Genomic DNA, 21083 nt, shown 5'->3' with positions numbered 1-21083 from the left:
TCATGAAATACTTGCTCGTGCTGCTGTTCATGTTCTGCGGTGCCGCAAGCGCCCTGGCTCAGGAACGCGTCGACAGGTATGGCGTCTACGAGATCGTCCTGAAGGGGCAGGATGCCGGCAATCCCTTCGTCGACCTCGAGCTGAGCGCCACCTTCACCAAGGGCGCCGAGAGCTTCAGTCCGGAAGGCTTCTACGACGGTAAGGGCACCTACCGGATCCGCTTCATGCCGCCCAGCGTCGGCGCATGGACCTGGGTCACGCGCAGCAACCATCAGGACCTGGACGGAAAGCAGGGCAGTTTTCTTTCCGTCGAGAGCGCTAACAAGGGGCCGGTGCGGGTGGCCAAGGTCCACCACTTCGCCCATGCCGACGGCACGCCTTTCTACCCCTTCGGCACCACCGTCTATGAATGGGCCTTCCAGCCGGAAGCGAAGAAGCTGCAAACCCTGGCCACCCTGCAGAAACACGCTTTCAACAAGGCGCGCATGCTGGCGGTGCCGCCCTACAAGCCGAACTACCTCAGCGGCCCGGGCAAGCTCACCGAGTTCCCGTTCGTGGGCAGTTCGCGCGCCGACTTCGACTTCTCGCGCTTCAACCCCGTGTACTTCCAGAATCTGGAGCGGGACGTGAAGCGGCTCTCGGATCTCGGCATCCAGGTCGACCTGATCCTGTTCCGGCCCTACGACAAGGGCCAGTGGGGCTTCGACACCACCAGCGACGCCGTCAACCAGCGCTTCGTGCGCTACATGGTGGCGCGCTTCGCGGCCTTCCAGAACATCTGGTGGAGCCTGGCCAACGAGAACAGCTACATCAAGCACCTGAGCGACGAGGACTTCGACCGCTACTTCCAGATCGTCCAGAAATACGACCCCTACGGCCACCTGCGTTCGATCCACAATGCCGACCGCATCTACGACTACAACAAGCCTTGGGTCACGCACGTGAGCCTGCAGTACTACAACGCGGTCAAGGTCTTCGGCGTCTCGCCGCTGCTGCGCGACATCTACCGCAAGCCCATCGTGCACGACGAGATCAACTACGAAGGCAATTCGGCCAGCCGCTGGGGTCAGCTCAGCGGCGAAGAACTGACGCGCCGCTTCTGGATTGCGCTGACCGGGGGCGCCTACGCCACGCACGGCGAGATCCTCGACAACGGCTGGATCGGCGGCGGCGGCTTCCTGGCCGGCACCAGCCCCGAGCGGATCGGCTTCCTGCGCAAGATCGTGGAAAGCGGTCCGCCGGAAGGACTCAAACCGATCGACCAGCTGTTCGTGATGAACGCGGCCGGCAAGGCGGGTGAATACTATTTATATTATTTTGGGGACGAGCGTCCGCGCGAATGGCCCTTCGTGCTGCCGGTCGGCGAACTCAAGAAAGGGATGCGCTTCAAGGTGGACCTGATCGACACCTGGAACATGACGGTCGATCCGGTGCCCGGCACCTTCGAAATCGGCGAGCTGACGCGCTACCGCGTCGCCGACAAGGACAAGCGCGTGCTCGCGCTGCCGGGCAAGCGCTACATGGCCTTGCGCATCCAGCGCGTCGGCGCCATGCCCACCGGTCCCGGCGCGCCGCTGCCCGGCGCCGGCGCCGACGATTGACACCCACCAGTAAAGCGAAGCACATGAACTTCAGTATCGATCGCAGCGCCAGGCTGCGCCATGCATTGGCGGGCCTGGCGCTGTGCCTGCCCGCGCTGGCGGCAGCGCAAGCGCCTGCGCACCCGTTGCACTTTCATTTCGGCAGCCAGCCGGCGCCTGGCGCCATCCAGGTCAAGTGGAGTGCGGATAGCGGCGCGCCCTTGTACGACGCCGCCCTGGGCTACGGTTTCGTCGACCGTACCGGGGCACTGCCCGCCCGCACCGTTCACACGAGCGGGATCCGTAGCGATGGCAAGGGCTTCGCAATCACCGAGCCGGCCTTCGAGATGGGGAAGGGCTTCGAGAAGGACCATTACAACAACTATGGCATGGCGTTTCGCATCAAGGCGCCCCCGGGCGCCTACGCGATCAGGGTCAACACCACCTCGCCGATCGAGGACACCATCGTCTCGGTGACCGGCATGCAGGCCAGCCGCCTGGCGCCCGGCGTGTTCTGGGATGCCGCCAGCCTGCTGCCGAACAGGACGGTGATCAGCGCACAAGGCAGGCAATGGTCCTATCGCTACGTCAACGGGCGCGGCTTCATCGACATCGAGATCGAGCCGAAGCGTACCGGTACGCCGGTCGGCGTCGAGGACATCGTGCTCACGCCGATCGCGCCCCAGGCGCGGGAGGCCGGCAGGCTGCCCACCATCTACACGCTGGGCGATTCGACCGTCAAATCCTATACCTTCGACGAGGCGCCGATGAGCGGCTGGGGGCAGGTCGTCGACAAGCTGTTCGACCCGCGCAAGATCAGGCTGCTGAATTATTCGATGGGCGGGCGGTCCTTTCGCAACGCCTATGCGGAAGGGCGGCTCAATGACCTCTTGATGGACGGCCGTGTCGGCGACATCGTGATGATCCAGTTCGGCCACAACGACGAAAGCCTGGACGAGGCGCGGCGCTTCGGGCGCGGATCGACCGAGGCGATGTACGAGACCTTCATTACCGAATTCTACCTGCCGGCGATCCGTGCGCGCGGCATGGTGCCGGTCTTCGTCACGCCGATGTCGCGCGTGAGCGGCAACGCGCGACCCGGCGACGCGTTCGTCGATTCCTTCAGCAAGCGCCGCTTCCCCGCGCTGATGAAAAGGCTGGGCGCGGCGCATGGGGTCACGGTGGTGGACCTGAACGCGCGCAGCGTCGACTACTACAACGAGGTGGGCGTCACGGGCATCATGCCGATGGTGATGGCGATCGAGGCCGGCGAGACGCCCGGCAAGACCAACGACGGCAGCTACGCCAACGGCCACCCCGCCAACAAGATCGACGGCACCCATTTCCGCGAGTCGCTGTCGAAACAGTATGCGCGCATGGTCGTCGGTGAACTGGCGCGGCTGGCCGGGCAGGGCGACAGTGTCGCTGCCGGCATCGTCGCCGGACTGCGCAGCGAAGTGCGGGCCGCGATCACCGCCGGCGACTGGTCGCCGATCCATCCTGAAACCGCACGCGACATCGTTGCCGGCGAGGGCGCGTATTACCGCGACCAGGTCGAGAAGCTGCTGCAACTGCGCGTCCTGAGCAAGGATGCGCAAGGCAATTTCAATCCGCAGCAGACCATGCAGACCCGCGAGTTCGCCGCGGCGCTCGCCAAGGCGATGCAGCTTCCTGCGGGCAGGCTGGCGCAGTACGCCGACGGCCCGCTCTCGCGCGAACTGATGGGCGTGATCCTGCTCGATGCCTACCGCGCCCGCTTCGCCGCCAGGCCGGCCTACATGACCGACTACAACGGCAAGACCGTGCTGCCGGGCGCGCCCGGCTACGACCCCAACCTCGACAGCGGCGCGCAGGGCGCCATGTACTACCCGCTGGTCGGCTGGGAGCGTTTGCTCGATCGCGGCGAGGTGTCGGCCGCGTATGTCGCCAGCTTGAAAGAGGCCTATGCACTCGGCCTGGTGCGCGCGGAGGCAGGGATCCAGCGCGGCCGCATGCTCAATGGCAGCCAGCTCGAACCGAAGGCGCTCGTCAGCCGCGCCAAGGCGGCGAAGGCGCTGTACTTCATGTGGGTGCTGGCGCAGCCGCCGAAAGCGGAGAACGATAATCCGGTTTGATATTGATGAATCTCAATAGATAGTGCATAATACGCGCACTCGGGAGGTTAGCTCAGGGGTAGAGCACTGCATTCACACTGCAGGGGTCGCAAGTTCGAAACTTGCACTTCCCACCAGGATAAGAAAGGCCCGCAACGTGAAAACGTTGCGGGCCTTTTTGCATTTCAAGGTCCGGGAGAACGGGCATGCTGCGCGCCCGCCCCCGAGTATCAAGTCCTGGGCGTCACTTGTCCTTCGCGCAGCCAGCTGAACAGCACCGCCATCATGAAGGGCCCCACGAACAGCCCGATCACACCCAGCGTCGACACGCCCCCCAGCAGGCCGAACAGCACCGCCAGGAAAGGCAGGTTGACGCGGTGGCCGATCAGTTTCGGGCGGATGAACTTGTCGACCATGAACAGCTCCACCGCGCCCCAGGTGAACAGCCCCAGCGCGGCGCCCGCGTTGCCCTGGCCGAGCAGCAGCAGCGAGACCATGGTGAAGGAGAGTGGCGCGCCGCCCGGGATCAGGGCCAGGTAGCCGGTGATCACGCCCAGCATCGCCGGGGCCGGCGCGCCTGCGACGTAGTAGGCAACCCCCAGCACGATCCCCTCCAGCAGCGCGATCGAGCACAGACCGAGTGCGGTGCCGCGCACGGACAGGGGCAGGATGCGGCGCAGGTTGCCGTAGTGGTCGGGCAGCAGGCGGCTGCCTGCGCCATCGACGTAGCGCACCACGGCGGGGCCGTGCAGGTAGAGGATGAACAGGGTGAGCAGGGTCAGGAACAGGTACAGGGCATTGGCGAGGATCACCGAGCCCCAGAAGCGCGCCGCGCCCGTCAGGTGCGGCATGACGCCGCCCAGGGTGGACTGGATCAGCGCGTTCAGGCCGCCCGGCACCGCAAGGTGCTCGTTCCACCATTCCAGGATACGCTCGGCCACCACCGGGATGCCGGCCAGCCAGGCTGGCGCCGGCACCCCGACTTCGTTGAGCTCGGCCAGCAGGCGCTGCAGGCCGACCAGCTCGTTGCCGAGCGCCTTGAACAGCAGCAGCGAGGGACCGACGAAGCACAGCACCAGCAATCCGAGCAGGATGCTGGCGCTGGCCATGCGCGGCAGCCCGCGCGCCTGCAGGCGTTCGTGCAGCGGCCAGGTAATGACCGCCAGCAGGCCGGCCCAGGCCAGCGAGCCGAGGAAGTGCTGCAGCAGCAGCGCCAGTGCGATTGTGAACAGCACCGGCAGCACGAGTGACGAGTAGCGCATCCTGGCCTGGACCCCTTGTTATGTTGTGTTAAGTGTTCAGGCGCGCTGGAGTGCAGCGATGCGCTCCTCGCACGACGGGTGGCTGCTGAACAGCGACATCACGCCGCCGCCGGCGATGCCCGACGCCGCCATGTTCTTCGGCAGCGCGCCGGCGCTGATGCCGCCCAGCCGTGCCAGCGCATCGATCATCGGACGCGGCGTGCCCATGATCTGCGCGGCGCCGCGGTCGGCACGGAATTCGCGCTGGCGCGAGAACCAGGCCACGATGATGCTGGCCAGGATACCGAACAGGATATCGCAGACGATGGCGGTGATGGTGTACGCGATGCCCGGCCCGCTGCTTTCCTCGTCCTTGCGCAGGAAGCTGTCGACCGCGTAGGCGACCACGCGCGCCAGGAAGATCACGAAGGTGTTCACCACGCCCTGGATCAGGGTCAGCGTCACCATGTCGCCATTGGCGATGTGCGCGACCTCGTGCGCCAGCACGGCCTCGACCTCGTCCTGCGTCATGGACGTCAGCAGGCCGGTCGACACCGCCACCAGCGACGCGTTCTTCGAGGCGCCGGTGGCGAAGGCATTCGGTTCGCCTTCGTACACGGCGACTTCCGGCATGGCGATGCCGGCGCGCTGGGCCTGGGCCGCCACGGTGGCCATCAGCCAGGCTTCGGTCGCGTTCGAGGGGTGGCCGATCACGCGCGCGCCGGTCGACCACTTGGCCATGGGTTTACTGATCAGGAGCGAGATGAAGGCGCCGCCGAAGCCCATCAGGCCGGCGAAGACGAGCAGGGCGCCGAGGTTCAGGCCGTTGGCGGTGAGGAAGCGGTTGACACCCAGCAGGCTGGCGGAAATGCCCAGCACCAGCATGATGGCAAGGTTGGTGGCGATAAGAAGTACGGTGCGTTTCATGGTTCCGGTATGCGTTGATCGATAGCGGCAGGACGGCCTGGGGGCCGGTCCTGCTCAGCCATAAGGATAACGCACCCGGCTGGTCTGGGAAAAGCGAAGAAATTCGAAGTTTTACTTCATAAATACAGAAGTGCTACCTCTGGGGCGCATGCCCGGCGCCCCGCGGGAGGGCTCAACCGTGCAGGTCTTCGTCCTTGAGGGTGCCGTTGACGTACAGGCGCAGCAGGATCGCGACCGGCGGCGGGATCACGACGCCGGTCTCGAAGCGGCTGCCGCTGGACTGGGTGACGCCGAAGCGGCTCCAGAATTTCTCCTGGCTTTCGCGCTTGCGGATGCGCAGCCGGCGCAGTTCGTGCGGCGCGGCGGGCCAGGGCGCGTTCTGGGACGCCGGTTCCGCTACCAGGTCTATTCCGACGGTGTCCACACCGAATTCCTCACCCATCTTGCCAGCCATTGGTAATCCCTTTCGTTCGCCCATGTCGATCTCACCTGCGACCGGATGGGCCGCACCAAAGACTTGATCGTAGCCGGAAAGAGATACCCCAAGGCTCACGAAAAATCACGACCATGCACTTTTTGTAAACTGAACTTTTGGCACAGGGGCCAACGGCGACGCAAACTCGGGTATGATCCGGAAGTTGCTTTTTGTCATCATATTGGAATGTCCACCCGCCCGGCGATGAATACCAAGACCGACCCCGCCAGCGCTGCTGCGAGCAGTTTCGCCACGCGCGCCGTCAACCTCGTCAACTCCGGCCTGATCGTGCTCGACGCCGACCAGGAAATCGTCCTGTGGAACGGCTGGATGGTGCCGCGCTCGGGCTACGCCGCCGCGCGGGTGCGCGAGCGTTCCTTGTTCGAGGTCTTCCCGGAACTGCGCGGCTCGCGGGTCGAGTCGGCGGTGCTGGCCGCCCTCACCGAGGAGACCGCGACCACCATCCCGGCCTCGAGCGGCCGCGCCCCGTTCCCGCTGCGCGAGGCGGACAGCTTCGATGGCGCGCGCATCGAGCAGGCGGTGAGCGTGACGCCCTTCAGCGAAGGCGGCGAGCGCTTCTGCCTGGTCGAGATCCGCGATGTCAGCTCTGCCTTCGACCGCGAGCGGCGCCTGCTCGACCACGCGGAATCGCTGCGCGCCCGTTCCTATGTGGACGGCCTGACCGGCATCGCCAACCGCCGCCATTTCGACGTCGCCCTCGACCGCGAGCTGCGCCGCGCACAGCGCAACGGCGGCGCGCTGGCGCTGCTCCTGATGGACATCGATTCCTTCAAGGCCTACAACGACCACTTCGGCCACCAGGAGGGCGACGCCTGCCTGAGCACCGTGGCGCAGGCGCTGGCCGCGATGTGCAAGCGTCCGGCCGATGTCGCCGCGCGCTACGGCGGCGAGGAGTTCGCGGCGATCCTGCCCGACACCACGATCGAGCAGGCGCGCGCCCATGCGAACGCGATCCGCGAACACGTGGCTTCGCTGGGTTTGCCGCATGCCCCGGCGGCGGTCCGTCCTTATGTGACCCTGAGTATCGGGGTGGCCGGCATCGAGCGCGGCCGCGCGATCGAACCGGCCCAGCTGATCGAGGCGGCCGACAAGGCCTTGTATGCCGCCAAGCGCGGCGGACGCGACCGGGTGGTGGTCGACGGCGACGTCGCGGCCGCGGCCGTCCTGTCCTGTCAGATTCGATAGCGCCAGGTCCGGCTGGCGTCGTGTACACTCGGATCGCCAGGCCTGCGCCGTGCCTGGTGCGGACATGAAGGGATTTGAATGGCTCCTATGCTGATCGGCCATTACCAACCAACGCTGGTGCTGCTCTCGATCCTGGTGGCGATCTTCGCCTCGTACACGGCCCTGAGCCTGTCGATGCGGGTCAAGCAGTCGCACGGCCATGCGCCGCATGCCTGGATGGCGGGCGGCGCCTTCGCCATGGGTAGCGGCATCTGGGCCATGCACTTCATCGGCATGCTGGCCTTCCGCCTGCCGATGCCGCTCGCCTACGATCCCCTGATCACCTTCGTGTCCTGGCTGCTGCCGGTGGTCGTGTCCGGGCTGGCCTTGTGGCAGCTGCGCCACCGCGAACTCTCCGTGCGCCACCTGGCCTGGGGCGCGGTCCTGATGGGCCTGGGCATCAATGCGATGCACTACACCGGCATGGCCGGCATGCGCATGGACCCTGCCATCCGCTACGATCCCTGGCTGTTCGCCGCCTCGGTGGCGATCGCCATCGGCGCCTCCGCCGGCGCGCTGTGGATCGGTTTCCGCCTCAACGAGAACGTCAGGCATCCGCGCCTGCTGCAGCTGGGCGCCGCCGTCGTCATGGGCGGCGCCATCGCGGGCATGCACTACACCGGCATGGCCGCGGCCCACTTCGATGCCGCCAGCGTCTGCCGCGCCGCCGACAACGGCGTCAACCAGGACCACCTGGCCATCCTGGTCGCCGTGGCCAGCTTCGCGGTGCTCGGCATCGCGCTGCTGGCGGCGGTGTTCGATACCCGCCTGGAGGCGCGCAACCGCACCCTGGCGGCCTCGCAGGAGGCGGCTGCCGAGCGCCAGGAACTCTACCTGCGCGAGCAGAAAGCGCGGGTCGAGGCCGAGCACCTGAGCCAGTTGAAGGACGAATTCCTGGCCACCCTGTCGCACGAATTGCGCACGCCGCTCAATGCCATGCTGGGCTGGTCGCAGCTGCTGCTGCAGGGCCATCGCGACGAGGCCATGCTGCGCCGCGGCCTGGAAACCATCGAGCGCAATGCGCGCGCCCAGTCGCAGCTGATCGAGGACATGCTCGACATGAGCCGTCTGATCGCCGGCAAGATACGCGTGGAAGCGAAAGCCGTGACGCCGGCCGAATTCGTCAACGCCGCACTCGAGACCGCGCGTCCGGCGGCGCTCGGCAAGCAGATCCAGCTGGTGGCCGAGGTCGACTACGACGCCGGGCCGGTGCTGGGCGACCTCGGGCGCATGCAGCAGGTCTTGTCGAACCTGGTGTCGAACGCGATCAAGTTCACCGAGCCGGGCGGCCGGGTCGCGGTGAGCGTGCGGCGCGAAGGCGACGCGGTGGCGATCGACGTCGCCGACTCCGGCATCGGCATCGATCCCGCATTCCTGCCCTATGTGTTCGACCGCTTCCGCCAGGCCGATTCCTCGTCCGCGCGGCGCCATGGCGGCCTCGGGCTGGGCCTGGCGATCGCGCGCCAACTGGTCGAGCTGCAGGGCGGCGCCATCACGGTGGCCAGCAGCGGGGTGGGGCGCGGCGCCACCTTCACCGTGCACCTGCCGATCCATCGGGGCATGGCCATGGCCGAACCTGCCGCGGCGGCGTCGCCCGGCCCGGTTGACGAGCCGGCCGGCCAGGCGGGCGGCAGCCTGGCCGGGCTGACGCTGCTGGTGGTGGACGACGAACCCGATTCGCTGGAACTGGTGCAGCAGGTGCTGGCCGAGAGCGGCGCCCGGATCGTGACCGCGACGGGCGCGGCGGATGCCCTGCGCATGCTCGAGCGCCACCGTCCCGACCTCCTGATCAGCGACATCGGCATGCCCCTGATGGACGGCTTCGAGCTGATCCGGCAGGTCCGGGCGGAGCGTGACAGGACCTTGGCCGGCGTGCCGGCGATCGCGCTCACCGCCTTTTCGCGCCGCGAAGACCAGCAGCGCGCCCTGGCGGCGGGCTTCGACGAATACCTGGCCAAGCCGCTGCGGCCGGCGGTGCTGTTGCAGACGATGGTGGGGATGGCGGGGCGCAGCGCCCTGAGCCGCTCGGCCTAAGCGGCCGGGTGTAACTGCAGGTCGGGCAGCACCAGGTGCAGCTGCAGCTGGCGCTCCAGGCCCGGGTTCGCGCCCGCGGCTTCCACGCCCTCGACGATGAAGGCCCGGTTGCGGCCCGCTTCCTTGCCCTTGTAGAGCGCGCGGTCCGCCAGCGCGATCGCCTGTTCCCAGCCAAAAGCTTCGCTCGAGCCGAGCGGTAGCGAGACTGCGCCGGCAGTCGCGCTCACCGAGAGAGCGGTGCCGTCTTCCAGCAGCACCGGCGTGCCGGCGATGGCGTTCAGGATGCGCTGCACCAGCAGCGGACGCCGGGCCTCGCTCACGCCCTGCGAATACACCAGGAATTCCTCGCCGCCCCAGCGCAGCACCATGTCCGTGTCGCGCACCACCCCGTTCAGGCGGCGTCCCACCTCGACCAGCACCGCGTCGCCGGCGGCATGGCCGTGCTGGTCGTTGATGCGCTTGAAGTGGTCGATGTCGAGCAGCGTGAAGCAGTCGTCGCTGGCCGCCTGCTGGGCGCGCATGCGGTCGACGAAGGAGCGGCGATTGTACAGGCCGGTGAGCGGGTCGTGCGCCGAGCGGTGCGCCAGCTCGGCGTTCAGTTCGGCCAGGCGCAAGCTGGTCGCCTGCGACTTCCGGTACAGCATGAACACGAAGGCGGACAGCAGCAGGGCGATGCCGGCGCCGAGCGAGGCCAGGGCCAGGCGCAGGTTGCGGTTGTCGATCTCGGCGTCCTTGACCGCGTTTTCCTGGCGCAGGCGGTCGATCTGGGCGGCGCGCTGTTTCGCATTGAACTGTTCCTGCAATGCGGCGAAGGCCTTGTCGCGGCGCTCCAGTTCCAGCGATTCCTGGATCTTCTCGCGCTCGCGCACCGTCTGCAGCGCCTGCTTGTGCAGGCCGGCCCGTTCCAGGGCTTCGCCCTTCTCGGCCAGGATGTTCGACACCGCCAGCATGGCGCCGGCCTTGCGCAGTTCCTGCGCGGTGCGGTCGATGTGGACCGTGCCTTCGGCCATCCGGCCCTGGCCGAACAGCGCGAAACCGAGGTTGGCATAGACCATCTGGATGATGCTCTGGTCGGTCACCGCCTCGGACAGCGCCACGGCAGCGCGGGCGGCGCGCTCGGCCTCGACCCAGCGCTGGGCCCGCAGGTAAGCGTCGGAGACGTTGCCCAGCACGCTCGCCTCGATCCAGCGCAGGTCGTGCTTGCGCGCCAATGCCAGCGCGTGCTCGAAGGCGGCGTGCGCCTGCGGCAGCTGGCGCAGGGTGACGTAGGCGCGGCCGTCGAGGAAGTACATCAGGGCTTCGACCCGCGGCGGGAGTTCCTCGCCGGCGCGCGCCTCGCGGTAGGCGCGCGTGGTGTCGAGGGCCTTGACCGGGTCGCCGCTGTTCACGTACAGGCGCGCCAGCGCCAGGCGCAGGTCGGCTTCGCGCGGACTCCACAGCTTCGGGCTGCGCTGCACCAGTTCGAGGGCGCGCAGGTAGTGCGCGAGGGCGCGGTCGTGCTGGCCGGTGGTGTTGTAGATCGCGCCATATGCCGTTTCGGCATTCGCAGCGAACTCGGTGCTGTGCAGCTCGCGGTACGCGGTGTTCAGGTTTTCCAGCAGGGCCATCGCGCCGGCCGGGTCGTTGTCGTTGAGCCGCTTGTGGACCCGCCCCAGGCTGGCCAGGGCCAGCTGCAGGGCGTCGCCCTCGCGCGTGGCGAGCCGGATGATGCGTTCGTCGACCGCATAGCTGTCCGCCAGCCGGCCGGCGTCGATATGGATGCGGCGCAGCAGGCGCAGGTAGGCGACGTGGAGGGCATAGGGTGCGCCCTCGGTGAACGCGGGCGCTTCCGCCAGCAGGCGCGCGCGCGCATCGGGATTGCTGCGCTCGGCCAGCTGGCCCAGCTCGCGCAGGCGCAGCTCCGCCGCGACCGGACCTGCAGCCACGGCCTGCGCGCCAGGGACCGCGGCGGCGCAGGCCAGCGCCAGCAGCAGGGCGGGCAGGGGCCGGCGCCAGGTGCGCATCGCCTGGTGCGATGCCTGTCGAGTCGTCATGGTGCGCAGCTGCAGCAAAAGATGGGGTACGTGGAGGCCGGAAGAGCCCGGCGCCGCCGGGCGCGGCGACAGAAAGATTATGTTCTGTTGACTTGTGGAAATCAAGCAGCGCCGCGCGGCCAGGACGAATACGCAACGGTCGTGGTTTTTTGATTGAAACAAAAGAATTATTCGGTTTTCATTACTTTACTTTGATTCCGACTAGCAATCTGGTGATAATGTCACGTCTGCGGCTTCGGGCAGGAGCGGAAGCGGCAAGAGGCGAGAGTCGGTTCACGGGTCGGGCATGCGGTCTAAGCGGCCGGATGGCGAGCACGCAAGGCATACGGTGCAGCGGCAAACACAAGACGCGGAACCATACTATTTTTTGATTGGAGAACCAGTAGTGAGTCTTTTCAGAACCAAAAATCTTGACACGATGGTCGCGGCGGCCCAGAAGCCGGGCGGCCTCAAGAAAGTGCTTGGCCCGCTCGACCTCGTCATGATGGGCATCGGCGCCATCATCGGCACCGGCATCTTCGTCCTGACCGGTACCGGCGCGGTCACCGCCGGCCCGGCCCTGACCCTCTCCTTCATCGTCGCCGCCTTCGCGTGTGGCTTCGCCGCGCTCTGCTATGCCGAATTCGCCTCGAGCGTGCCGGTAGCGGGCTCGATCTACACCTACAGCTACTTCACCCTGGGCGAGATCGTTGCCTGGATGATCGGCTGGGACCTGCTGCTCGAGTACGGCCTCGCCACCTCGACCGTCGCGGTCGGCTGGTCGGGCTACTTCCAGTCGCTGATGGGCGGCTTCGGCTTCGTGCTGCCGGAAGCGCTGCGCGCGGCGCCGGGCGCGCAGCCGGGCGTGGCTACCGTGTTCAACCTGCCGGCCTTCCTGATCATGATCTTCCTGACCTGGATCCTGTCGATGGGCGTACGCGAGTCGGCGCGCATGAACAACGTCATGGTGGTCATCAAGACTGGCGTGGTGATCCTGTTCATCGTGGTCGGTGTCGGCTACGTCAAGCCGGACAACTGGCAGCCCTTCATGCCCTTCGGCTTCGGCAGCGTGATGAGCGCCGCCGCGCTGGTGTTCTTCGCCTTCATCGGCTTCGACGCCGTCACCTCGGCCGCCGAGGAAGTCAAGAACCCGTCCAGGGACCTGCCGATCGGCATTCTCGGTTCGCTGGCGGTCTGCACCGTGCTGTACGTGATCGTCGCCGCCATCATGACCGGCATCGTGCCCTACATGAACTTCAAGGGCGTCGACCACCCGGTCTCGCTGGCCCTGCAGTACGCGGGCCAGAACTGGGTCGCCGGCTTCGTCGACCTCGCCGCGATCCTGGGCATGAGCACCGTGATGCTGGTGATGGCCTACGGCCAGACCCGCATCCTGTTCGCGATGTCCCGCGACGGCCTGCTGCCAGCCAAGCTGTCGGAAGTGCATCCGAAGTATGGCACCCCGTACTTCGCCACCTGGATGGTCGGCATCGTGTTCGGCCTGATCGCCGCCGTGGTGCCGCTGGGCGTCCTGGCGGAACTGGTCAACATCGGCACCCTGGCCGCGTTCTCGCTGGTGTCGGTGGCCGTGATCATCCTGCGCAAGAAGCGTCCGGACCTGCCGCGCGCCTTCCGCTGCCCGGGCGTGCCGGTGATCCCGGCGCTAGCCATCATCTTCTGCCTGACCCTGATGTCCTTCCTGAGCTGGCACACCTGGGTGGCCTTCGTCGTATGGATCGCCATCGGCCTGGCCGTGTACTTCCTGTATGCCCGCCAGCGCTCGCTGCTGAACAAGCAGTAAGCCTGCGCCAGCGACACCCTGAACGCCCGGTCCACGCAAGTGGCCGGGCGTTTTCCGTTCCGGCTCCCGTCCGTCCTCCGTGGTAAGCTTGGCCGCAGTTCCACTAACGGAGAATGCTTCCATGAGCGCCATCGTGCTCGGCAAGGGCGACGCCCTCCTGATCGTCGACCTGCAGAACGACTTCCTTCCCGGCGGCGCGCTGGCCGTGCCGCGCGGCGACCTCGTCATCGCCCCGATCAACGCGCTGATCGACCTGTACCACGAGCGTGGCCTGCCCATCTACGCCTCGCGCGACTGGCATCCCGAGGACCATTGCTCGTTCACGGCCCAGGGCGGACCCTGGCCGCCGCATTGCGTGGCGGCCACCGAGGGCGCCCTGTTCAGCGAAGCCGTGCAGCTGCCCGAGGAGGCGATCGTGATCTCCAAGGCCCTGACGGCGGCCGAGGATGCCTACTCCGCCTTCAACGGCACCGGCCTGGCGCGCAGCATGCTTGCCGACGGCATCACCCGGCTGGCGGTGTGCGGCCTGGCCACTGATTACTGCGTGCTCAATACGGTGCTGGACGGGATCGAGGCCGGCTTCGAGATGCTGCTGGTGCCGGAGGCGACCCGCGCCGTCGAAGTCAAGCCCGGCGACGGCGACCGCGCCATCGCGCGCATGCTGGCCAGGGGCGCGGTGCCGGTGCGGCTCTCCGCCGGCCAGCTGGTGGCCGACGTGGCGCTCGGCGCCCGGCTCTAGGTACGGCCTGGCCCGCTTGCCCTGCTATGCGCGCCAGCGCACGGTGCGGCCCCGCCAAAGGCCGTAGCCTGCCGGTTCCTGCCTGCCACCCGGCGGGCCCACCAGCAAGGGGAATCGAATGGCAACGGTCGGCGACTTCCTGCTCGAACGCCTGCGGCAATGGGGCGTGCGGCGCATCTTTGGCTATCCAGGCGACGGCATCAACGGCATCATGGCCGCCTTCGGGCGCCAGGACGCCCTCGAGTTCATCCAGACCCGGCACGAGGAAATGGCGGCCCTCATGGCCTGCGGCCACGCCAAGTTCACCGGCGAGGTCGGCGTCTGCCTGGCCACCTCGGGACCGGGCGCGATCCACCTGCTGAACGGCCTCTACGACGCCAAGCTCGACCACCAGCCGGTGGTGGCCATCGTCGGCCAGCAGAAGCGCGGCGCGCTCGGCGCCAGCTACCAGCAGGAAGTCGACCTCGTCAGCCTGTTCAAGGACGTCGCCGGCGAGTACGTGCAGATGGCAATCTCGAGCGAGCAGGTGCGCCACCTGGTCGACCGCGCGCTGCGCATCGCCCTCAGCGAGCGCTGCGTTACCTGCATCATCCTGCCCAACGACCTGCAGGAGGAAGACGCGGTACCGAACCCGCCGCGCGAGCACGGCTACACCTTCAGCGGGATCGGCGCCGGCAGCCGCGCCCTGGCGCCGCCTGATGAGGCGCTGCGGGCGGCGGCCGCGATCCTGAATGCCGGCAGCAAGGTGGCGATCCTGGCCGGGGCGGGCGCCCACGGGGCCCACGACGAACTCGCAGAGGTGGCCGAACTGCTGGGCGCCGGCGTGGCCAAGGCCCTGCTGGGCAAGGCCGTGCTGGCGGACGATCTGCCCTTTGTCACCGGATCGGTCGGCATCCTCGGCACCCGGGCCAGCAACGCCATGCTGCAGGATTGCGACACCCTCCTGATGGTGGGCTCGAGTTTTCCCTACGCCGAATTCCTGCCGCCCGAAGGGCAGGCGCGCGGCGTCCAGATCGACATCGACGGCCGCATGCTGGGCCTGCGCTATCCGATGGAGGCCAACCTGATGGGCGACGCCAGGGCCACGCTGCGCGCCATGATTCCCCATCTCGAACGCAAGGGTGAGCGTGCCTGGCGCCGGAAAATCGAAGCCGATATTGTGGACAGCCGGCGCCAGCTGGCGCAGAAGGCCCTGGAGCCGGCCAAGCCGGTCAATCCGCAGCGTGTGTTCACCGAACTGTCGCCGCGCCTGCCTGAGGGCGTGATCCTGGCGGGCGATTCCGGCTCGGTGGCGGCCTGGTATGCGCTGCACCTGCAGCTGCGTCCCGGCATGCTGGCCTCGCTGTCCGGCACGCTCGCGACCATGGGTTCGGCCGTGCCCTACGCGCTCGCGGCCAAGATGGCCCACCCGGACCGCCCGGTGATCGCGCTGGCCGGCGACGGCGCCATGCAGATGAACGGCATCAACGGCCTGGTCTCGGTCGCTTGGCACTGGCAGCATCGCCGCTGGGCGAACGCGGCCTTCGTCGTGCTGGTGCTGAACAACCGCGACCTGAACTTCGTCACCTGGGAGCAGCGCGGGATGCAGGGCGAACCGAAGTTCCAGCCGTCGCAGCTGCTGCCCGATTTCTCCTACGCCGAGTATGCGCGCATGCTCGGCCTGGCCGGCGAGCGCATCGAGGATCCGGAACAGCTGGGTGCGGCCTGGGAGCGGGCCTTGGGGAGCGACAAACCCTTTGTGCTGGAAGCGGTGGTGGACCCGAACATCCCGCCGCTGCCGCCGCAGACGGTCGAGAAGCAGCGCGAGCAGTACGAGGAGGCGATCGGGAAGGGTGACAGCGAGGCGGCGGAGCTGCGGCGCGGCGCCGATGCGCAGTCCGATTATTGACCATTTGGTAAGATTTTGGCTGACCCGTCTTTGTATTTTTGTAATCCCTTTCTTACATACTCACAGCGCCGCTACCGATTCTGTGTACATGGCCCAGGCCGGATAATGTTGCAATCGTCCCAAGAGACCAACAATGCCATCCGAGACCATGAATTCGATGCTGTTAGCAGAGACTACCGATGTCGCAGTAAGCCGCGTTCCCGCCACCCGGGAACGCGCGAAGCCGCTGTACTTTTCGCTGTACCAGAATCCGCAAGCGCATCTGGACGAGGCGCGTGCCTATGTTGCCGAACAGGTTGCCGCCGTGCAGGCGTTGCCGGCCGACCTGCCGTCGAACATCGCCGAGCTGCCGGCCTGGGTCGAGGAGCGCACCGATGCCGTCGGCGCCCAGTACCGCGAGTACCTGGCCGCGCGCAAGAACGGCGCGCCGCGCCGCTACTTTACCTGCCGCGCGCACGCCCTGTACTTCATCAAGGCGGTGGCCCCGACCAAGCTGGTCGACGGCGCCTGGCTCTACGGCCTGCTCAAGCACTGGGACAACCCGGCCTACCACGAGCTGATCAAGACCTACCTCGAAGAGCTGGGCGAGGGTGCGCCAAGCAAGAACCACGTCACCATCTACCGCAAGCTGCTGGCCACCCACGGCTGCGAGGGCTGGGAACACCTGGATGAGGATCACTTCGTGCAGGGCGCGATCCAGCTCGCGCTCGGCCACAACACCGAGCACTTCCTGCCCGAGGTCATCGGCTACAACCTCGGCTACGAGCAGTTGCCGCTGCACCTGCTCATCACCTCGTACGAGCTGAACGAATTCGGCATCGATCCGTATTACTTCACGCTGCACGTCACCGTCGACAATGCCGCCAGCGGCCATGCCCAGAAGGCGGTGCAGGCCCTGACGCAGCTGATGCCGCGCGTGGGCGACCGCGAAGCCTTCTATCGGCGCGTGCTGGACGGCTACCGCCTGAACGACATCGGCGCCAGCACTACTTCGTGCATCGCCGAGTTCGACCTGCAGGCCGAACTGGTGAACATCCTCGCAGCCAAGAGCGGCGTCGGCAAGAACATGCACTCGGACTACTGCCGCGTCGCCGGCCGCTCGGTCAACGACTGGCTGGCCACGTCATCGCAGATCCCCGACTTCCTGGCGGCGCTGGAAAAGGCCGGCTGGATCAAGCGCGGCGAAGAGGTCGAGCACAGCCGCTTCTGGCGCCTGGTGCACGGCGAGAAGGCCGAGATGTTCGGCGTCTTCAACGCCTATGAACAGCAGGTGCTGCGCGACTGGATCCAGTCGGCCCCCGGCGGCGAGCGCGCCGAGGGACCGCGCCTGCTCACCTGGCGCGCACGCCAGCGCACCCTGGACAACCTCGGCGAGCACGCGGACCGCAGCGCGCATTTCCCGGAACGGGGCCTGATCCGCCGCCATCCGCGCCTGGAAGCGCCGGACAATGAACTGCGCCTGCTCGAGGAGAAGGTGGCCGGGGCTGCCGGCAAGCAGGAAGCGATGGAGCTGCTGGGCGCCCTGATGTCGCCCGAGGTGCACCACACGGCGGCCGGCCTGATGGCCACCCGCATGTACACGCGGCTGTTCGACGCTTGAGGCCGCCGCCACCGGAATTCCCGCGCGCCGGCCACATCCGGCGCGCTCAATAATTATTACAAGGATCTATTCGTGCAAATCCTGGAACAGCGCTTCCTGCGTGGACCCAACGTCCACGCCGACTCTCCCTGCCTGCTGAGCGTGATCGACCTGCAGGACCTGTATGGCATCTCCTCGAAAGACATCCCAGGCTTCAACGACGCGCTGCTGGGCGCGCTGCCTTCGCTTGCGGGACAGATCCTGCCGATCGGCCAGCGCGGCGGCTTCGCCCAGCGCCTGCGCGAAGGCACCTACCTCGGCCGCGTGATCGAGCAGGTGACGCTCGAGCTGCAGACGCTGGCCGCAGGTGAGTCGACGTCGCCGGCCAGCTACGGGCGCACGCGCCCGGTTGCGGGCCGTCCCGGCGTCTTCCGCATCGTCTGCGCCTACCAGTCCGAGAAGCTGGTGCAGCCCGCTTTCCAGCTGGCGGTGGACCTGGTCACCGCGTTTGGTAACGAGGAAGACTTCGACCTGGCCCCGCGCCTGGACGAGCTGCGCTCGATCGCCGCGCGCCACGCCATCGGCACCAGCACCGCGGCGGTGCTGGCGGCGGCGCACGAGCGCGGCATACCGACCCAGCGCATCACCGAGGACGCCAACCTGTTCCTGCTGGGCTGGGGCGTCAAGCAGAAGCGCCTGCAGGCCACCACCACCGGCGACACCAGCTTCATCGCGGTGAAGATCGCCAGCGACAAGCAGCTCACCAAGACCCTGCTCAAGGAAGCGGGCGTGCCGGTGCCGGAAGGTTCGGTGGTCACCTCCGCCGAGGATGCCTGCCGGGCCGCCGCGCGCATGCGGGCGCCGGTCACACTCAAGCCGCTCGATGGCAACCAGGGCAAGGGCGTCACGGTCGACTGCCGCGACGACGAGCAGGTGACGCGCGCCTTCGAGTTCGCGCGCCAGTACGGCCGCCGCATCATCGTCGAGCGCTTCGTCGAAGGCCGCGACTACCGCGTGCTGGTCGCCGGCGGCCAGGTGGCGGCGGCCGCGATGCGCCGCCCGGCCCACGTGGTCGGCGACGGCCTCGCCACCGTGCGCGAACTGGTCGAGCGCGAGAACGAGAACCCGGCGCGCGGCTCCGGCCACACCAACATCCTCACCACGATCGCGCTCGACGACCATGCGGCCGACATCCTGCGCAAGCAGGGCTTCGACTTCGACAGCGTGCTGCCGGTCGGCGTCACGGCCGAACTGCGTGGCAACGCCAACCTGTCCACCGGCGGCACCGCCGAAGACGTGACCGACCTGCTGCCGGAATCGACGCGCCTGCTGTGCGTGCGGGCCGCCGCCAAGATCGGGCTGGACGTGGCCGGCATCGACATCGTCTGCCGCGACATCGCGCTGCCGCTCGAGGCCCAGCGCGGCGCCGTCATCGAGGTCAACGCCGCGCCCGGCATCCGCATGCACCAGTACCCGAGCGCGGGCGAGCCGCGCGACGCCGGCGACGCCATCGTGCAGGGGCTGATGGGCGAATCAAGCGGCCGTATTCCGCTGATCGCCGTGACCGGCACCAACGGCAAGACCACCACCACGCTCCTGATCGCCCACACGGTGCGCCTGGCGGGCAAGGTGACCGGCGTGACCACCACCGAAGGTGTCTTCATCGACGGCAAGCAGGTGGCCAAGGGCGACTGCACCGGCTACTGGTCGGCGCGCACCGTGCTCGGCTCGCCCGACGTCGAGGTCGCGGTGCTGGAGACGGCGCGCGGCGGCATCCTCAAGCGCGGCCTCGCGTTTGACCGCTGCGACGTCGGCGTGGTGCTGAACATCGCCGCCGACCACCTCGGCCTGGACGGCGTCGACACCGTGGAAGACCTGGCACAGGTCAAGGCGGTGGTCGCCACCTCGGCCTCGCGCGCCGTGGTGCTAAACGCCGAAGACCCGCTGTGCGTGGCCATGGGACGCCGCGCCAAGCCGGAAGCGGAGATCGTCTACTTCTCGATGGACCCGGAAAGCCCGGTCTTCCTGCAGCACCTGGAAGACGGCGGCCGCGGCGTCTACCTGCAGGACAACGCGGTGGTGGTCGCCGACGGCAACCTGCACCAGGAACTGGTGCGTGTCGAAAGCATGCCGGTGGCCTTCGGCGGGCGCGCCCGCTTCAACATCGCCAACAGCCTGGCGGCGGCGGCCGCCCTGATGGCTTCAGGCTTCAGCAACCTGCAGATCGCCACCGGCCTGTCTACTTTTGTGTCGAACGGCCGCACCAATCCGCTGCGCACCAATATGTTCGACATCCGCGGCGTGACCGTGATCGTCGACTACGCGCACAACCCGGCGGCCTACAAGGCAATGGCCGAGATGGCGCGCGCCCTGCTGCCGGGGCAGCTGGTTGGCATCGTCACCGCCCCGGGCGACCGCCGCGACGAGGACCTGCGCGAGGTCGGCCGCGTGTGCGGCGCACGCTTCGACGAGCTGGTGGTGTACGAGTCGCAAAGCCGCGGGCGCGCGGTGGGCGAGGCGGTCGACCTGATCCTCGACGGCGCCGAAGACGCAGCCGGCATGAGCGACACGCTGCACCGGGTGATCGAGGTGGGGGAGGCGATCCGCCACGGCCTGAGCCTGTGCCGTCCTGGCGACGTGCTGGTGTTCGCCTGCGGCTCCTCGCTGCAGGTGTTCGTGGATGCCTTGCGGGTCGATGATCCGGAAAGCGCGGACCTGGTGGCGGCGCAGGTCTGAGACCCGCGCCAACGAAACAGCGGCCTGCGGGCCGCTTTTTTGTTGGGGTCAGGTCTGACATTGAGACACGGCCTGAGCAATACACCTCGATAACGCTCGAGCTCGTGTCCGAATGTCAGACCTGACCCCGGGTTGTCAGGTCAGAAGAAGAACTGCAGAGCCAGGGTCCAGACGTTGGGTTTGAGGACGTCCGGCTTTTTCATGGGCAGGCGCTCGTACTCGAGCGTGACGGCGGCGTTCGGGGTGATCGAGTACTGCAGGCCGAAGGCGCCATAGGCGCCGGTGTCGGTCTTCTTGCCCAGCGCGCTCGGGGCCGGCGGCGGTAGCGCCGGGCGGCGGGTCTGGGCCACGCCCACCTTGCCGTAGGCGCTCAGTTTCTCGGTCAGCGGGATACTGGGCTTGACGGCGATGTACATGCCGTAGCCGTTCTTCAGGTCGACGGCGCCGCCTTCGACCGCCAGGCGCTTGCCGAACTGGTAGCCGCCGAACACCTTCGGGCTGGCCTTGGTCGCCGCGCCGACATAGTCGACGCCGGACACCGCCACGCCGGCGTAGGCTTGCCCCGCGCCGGCGTGCACCGGCTCGGCAGCCTGGACGGCGCCGGCGAATGCCATGCCTGCGAAGAGAACGGCCAACACTTTCTGCATACCTTTTCCTTCCGAATTCGAGCCGGTCCGCTGTCGTGAGGAGCGGGCCGGGTTACGGATGAGCAAGGTAACAGTTGAATGCACGC

14 protein-coding genes and 1 tRNA gene are annotated in these 21083 nt (G+C 67.6%); 10 read left to right on the top strand and 5 right to left on the bottom strand.

Annotated elements, in window-relative coordinates; all coding sequences use genetic code 11:
• Nucleotides 1-2 precede the first annotated feature (2 nt).
• The 3 genes from ACK6C6_RS11755 (at nucleotide 3) to ACK6C6_RS11745 (ending at nucleotide 3810) form a co-directional block, all read left to right on the top strand.
• Nucleotides 3-1601, top strand: a complete 1599-nt coding sequence (locus ACK6C6_RS11755) for a DUF5605 domain-containing protein (protein ID WP_409267476.1) — start codon at nucleotides 3-5, stop codon at nucleotides 1599-1601.
• Between the two features lie 23 nt (nucleotides 1602-1624).
• Nucleotides 1625-3694 (top strand): GDSL-type esterase/lipase family protein, encoded by a 2070-nt coding sequence (locus tag ACK6C6_RS11750; RefSeq protein WP_409267475.1) that lies wholly within the window; start codon nucleotides 1625-1627, stop codon nucleotides 3692-3694.
• A 41-nt stretch (nucleotides 3695-3735) separates the two neighbouring features.
• Nucleotides 3736-3810: transfer RNA gene (locus tag ACK6C6_RS11745), tRNA-Val, on the top strand.
• Between the two features lie 93 nt (nucleotides 3811-3903).
• Here the strand turns inward: ACK6C6_RS11745 and ACK6C6_RS11740 are convergent.
• The 3 genes from ACK6C6_RS11740 to ACK6C6_RS11730 all read right to left on the bottom strand — a co-directional run bounded on the left by ACK6C6_RS11740 (nucleotide 3904) and on the right by ACK6C6_RS11730 (nucleotide 6295).
• Complete coding sequence (locus ACK6C6_RS11740; RefSeq protein WP_209586768.1) at nucleotides 3904-4935, bottom strand: AI-2E family transporter; 1032 nt, start codon at nucleotides 4933-4935, stop codon at nucleotides 3904-3906.
• Nucleotides 4936-4971: 36 nt separating this feature from the next.
• On the bottom strand, nucleotides 4972-5841 hold the full coding sequence (gene htpX, locus ACK6C6_RS11735; RefSeq protein WP_409267474.1) for a protease HtpX: 870 nt from the start codon (nucleotides 5839-5841) through the stop codon (nucleotides 4972-4974).
• A gap of 172 nt (nucleotides 5842-6013) precedes the next feature.
• Nucleotides 6014-6295 (bottom strand): helix-turn-helix domain-containing protein, encoded by a 282-nt coding sequence (locus ACK6C6_RS11730; RefSeq protein WP_409267473.1) that lies wholly within the window; start codon nucleotides 6293-6295, stop codon nucleotides 6014-6016.
• Between the two features lie 207 nt (nucleotides 6296-6502).
• Here ACK6C6_RS11730 and ACK6C6_RS11725 point away from each other — a divergent pair, with 207 nt between their 5' ends.
• Together ACK6C6_RS11725 and ACK6C6_RS11720 are read left to right on the top strand one after the other, a co-directional pair.
• Nucleotides 6503-7522 carry a diguanylate cyclase domain-containing protein gene (locus tag ACK6C6_RS11725; protein WP_409267472.1) on the top strand — a complete coding sequence of 340 codons (1020 nt, stop codon included), beginning with the start codon at nucleotides 6503-6505 and terminating at the stop codon, nucleotides 7520-7522.
• A 78-nt stretch (nucleotides 7523-7600) separates the two neighbouring features.
• The gene (locus ACK6C6_RS11720) at nucleotides 7601-9595 is read left to right on the top strand and encodes an MHYT domain-containing protein (RefSeq protein ID WP_409267471.1); all 1995 of its coding nucleotides are present in this window, start codon (nucleotides 7601-7603) and stop codon (nucleotides 9593-9595) included.
• Here ACK6C6_RS11720 and ACK6C6_RS11715 read toward each other — a convergent pair.
• Nucleotides 9592-11628, bottom strand: a complete 2037-nt coding sequence (locus tag ACK6C6_RS11715) for a diguanylate cyclase (RefSeq protein WP_409267470.1) — start codon at nucleotides 11626-11628, stop codon at nucleotides 9592-9594. The genes ACK6C6_RS11720 and ACK6C6_RS11715 overlap by 4 nt on opposite strands.
• 385 nt (nucleotides 11629-12013) lie before the next feature.
• Here ACK6C6_RS11715 and ACK6C6_RS11710 point away from each other — a divergent pair, with 385 nt between their 5' ends.
• The 5 genes from ACK6C6_RS11710 (at nucleotide 12014) to cphA (ending at nucleotide 20350) form a co-directional block, all read left to right on the top strand.
• Nucleotides 12014-13408: an amino acid permease gene (locus ACK6C6_RS11710; protein ID WP_409267469.1), complete on the top strand. Its 1395-nt coding sequence runs from the start codon at nucleotides 12014-12016 to the stop codon at nucleotides 13406-13408.
• 121 nt (nucleotides 13409-13529) lie between these two features.
• Nucleotides 13530-14147, top strand: a complete 618-nt coding sequence (locus tag ACK6C6_RS11705; protein WP_409267468.1) for an isochorismatase family protein — start codon at nucleotides 13530-13532, stop codon at nucleotides 14145-14147.
• A 118-nt stretch (nucleotides 14148-14265) separates the two neighbouring features.
• The gene (locus tag ACK6C6_RS11700) at nucleotides 14266-16035 is read left to right on the top strand and encodes a thiamine pyrophosphate-requiring protein (protein WP_409267467.1); all 1770 of its coding nucleotides are present in this window, start codon (nucleotides 14266-14268) and stop codon (nucleotides 16033-16035) included.
• A gap of 133 nt (nucleotides 16036-16168) precedes the next feature.
• On the top strand, nucleotides 16169-17635 hold the full coding sequence (locus ACK6C6_RS11695; protein WP_409267466.1) for an iron-containing redox enzyme family protein: 1467 nt from the start codon (nucleotides 16169-16171) through the stop codon (nucleotides 17633-17635).
• A 72-nt stretch (nucleotides 17636-17707) separates the two neighbouring features.
• A complete protein-coding gene (gene cphA / locus ACK6C6_RS11690; RefSeq protein WP_409267465.1) occupies nucleotides 17708-20350 on the top strand; it encodes a cyanophycin synthetase in 2643 nt (880 codons plus the stop codon).
• Nucleotides 20351-20490: 140 nt separating this feature from the next.
• Here the strand turns inward: cphA and ACK6C6_RS11685 are convergent, their stop codons facing one another.
• A complete protein-coding gene (locus tag ACK6C6_RS11685) occupies nucleotides 20491-20997 on the bottom strand; it encodes an outer membrane beta-barrel protein (protein ID WP_409267464.1) in 507 nt (168 codons plus the stop codon).
• Between the last annotated feature and the right edge of the window lie 86 nt (nucleotides 20998-21083).

The organism is Massilia sp. BHUDP2 (assembly GCF_046236355.1).
Taxonomy (GTDB): Bacteria; Pseudomonadota; Gammaproteobacteria; order Burkholderiales; family Burkholderiaceae_D; genus Telluria; species Telluria varians.
This window is presented reverse-complemented; position numbering and strand designations above follow the sequence as displayed.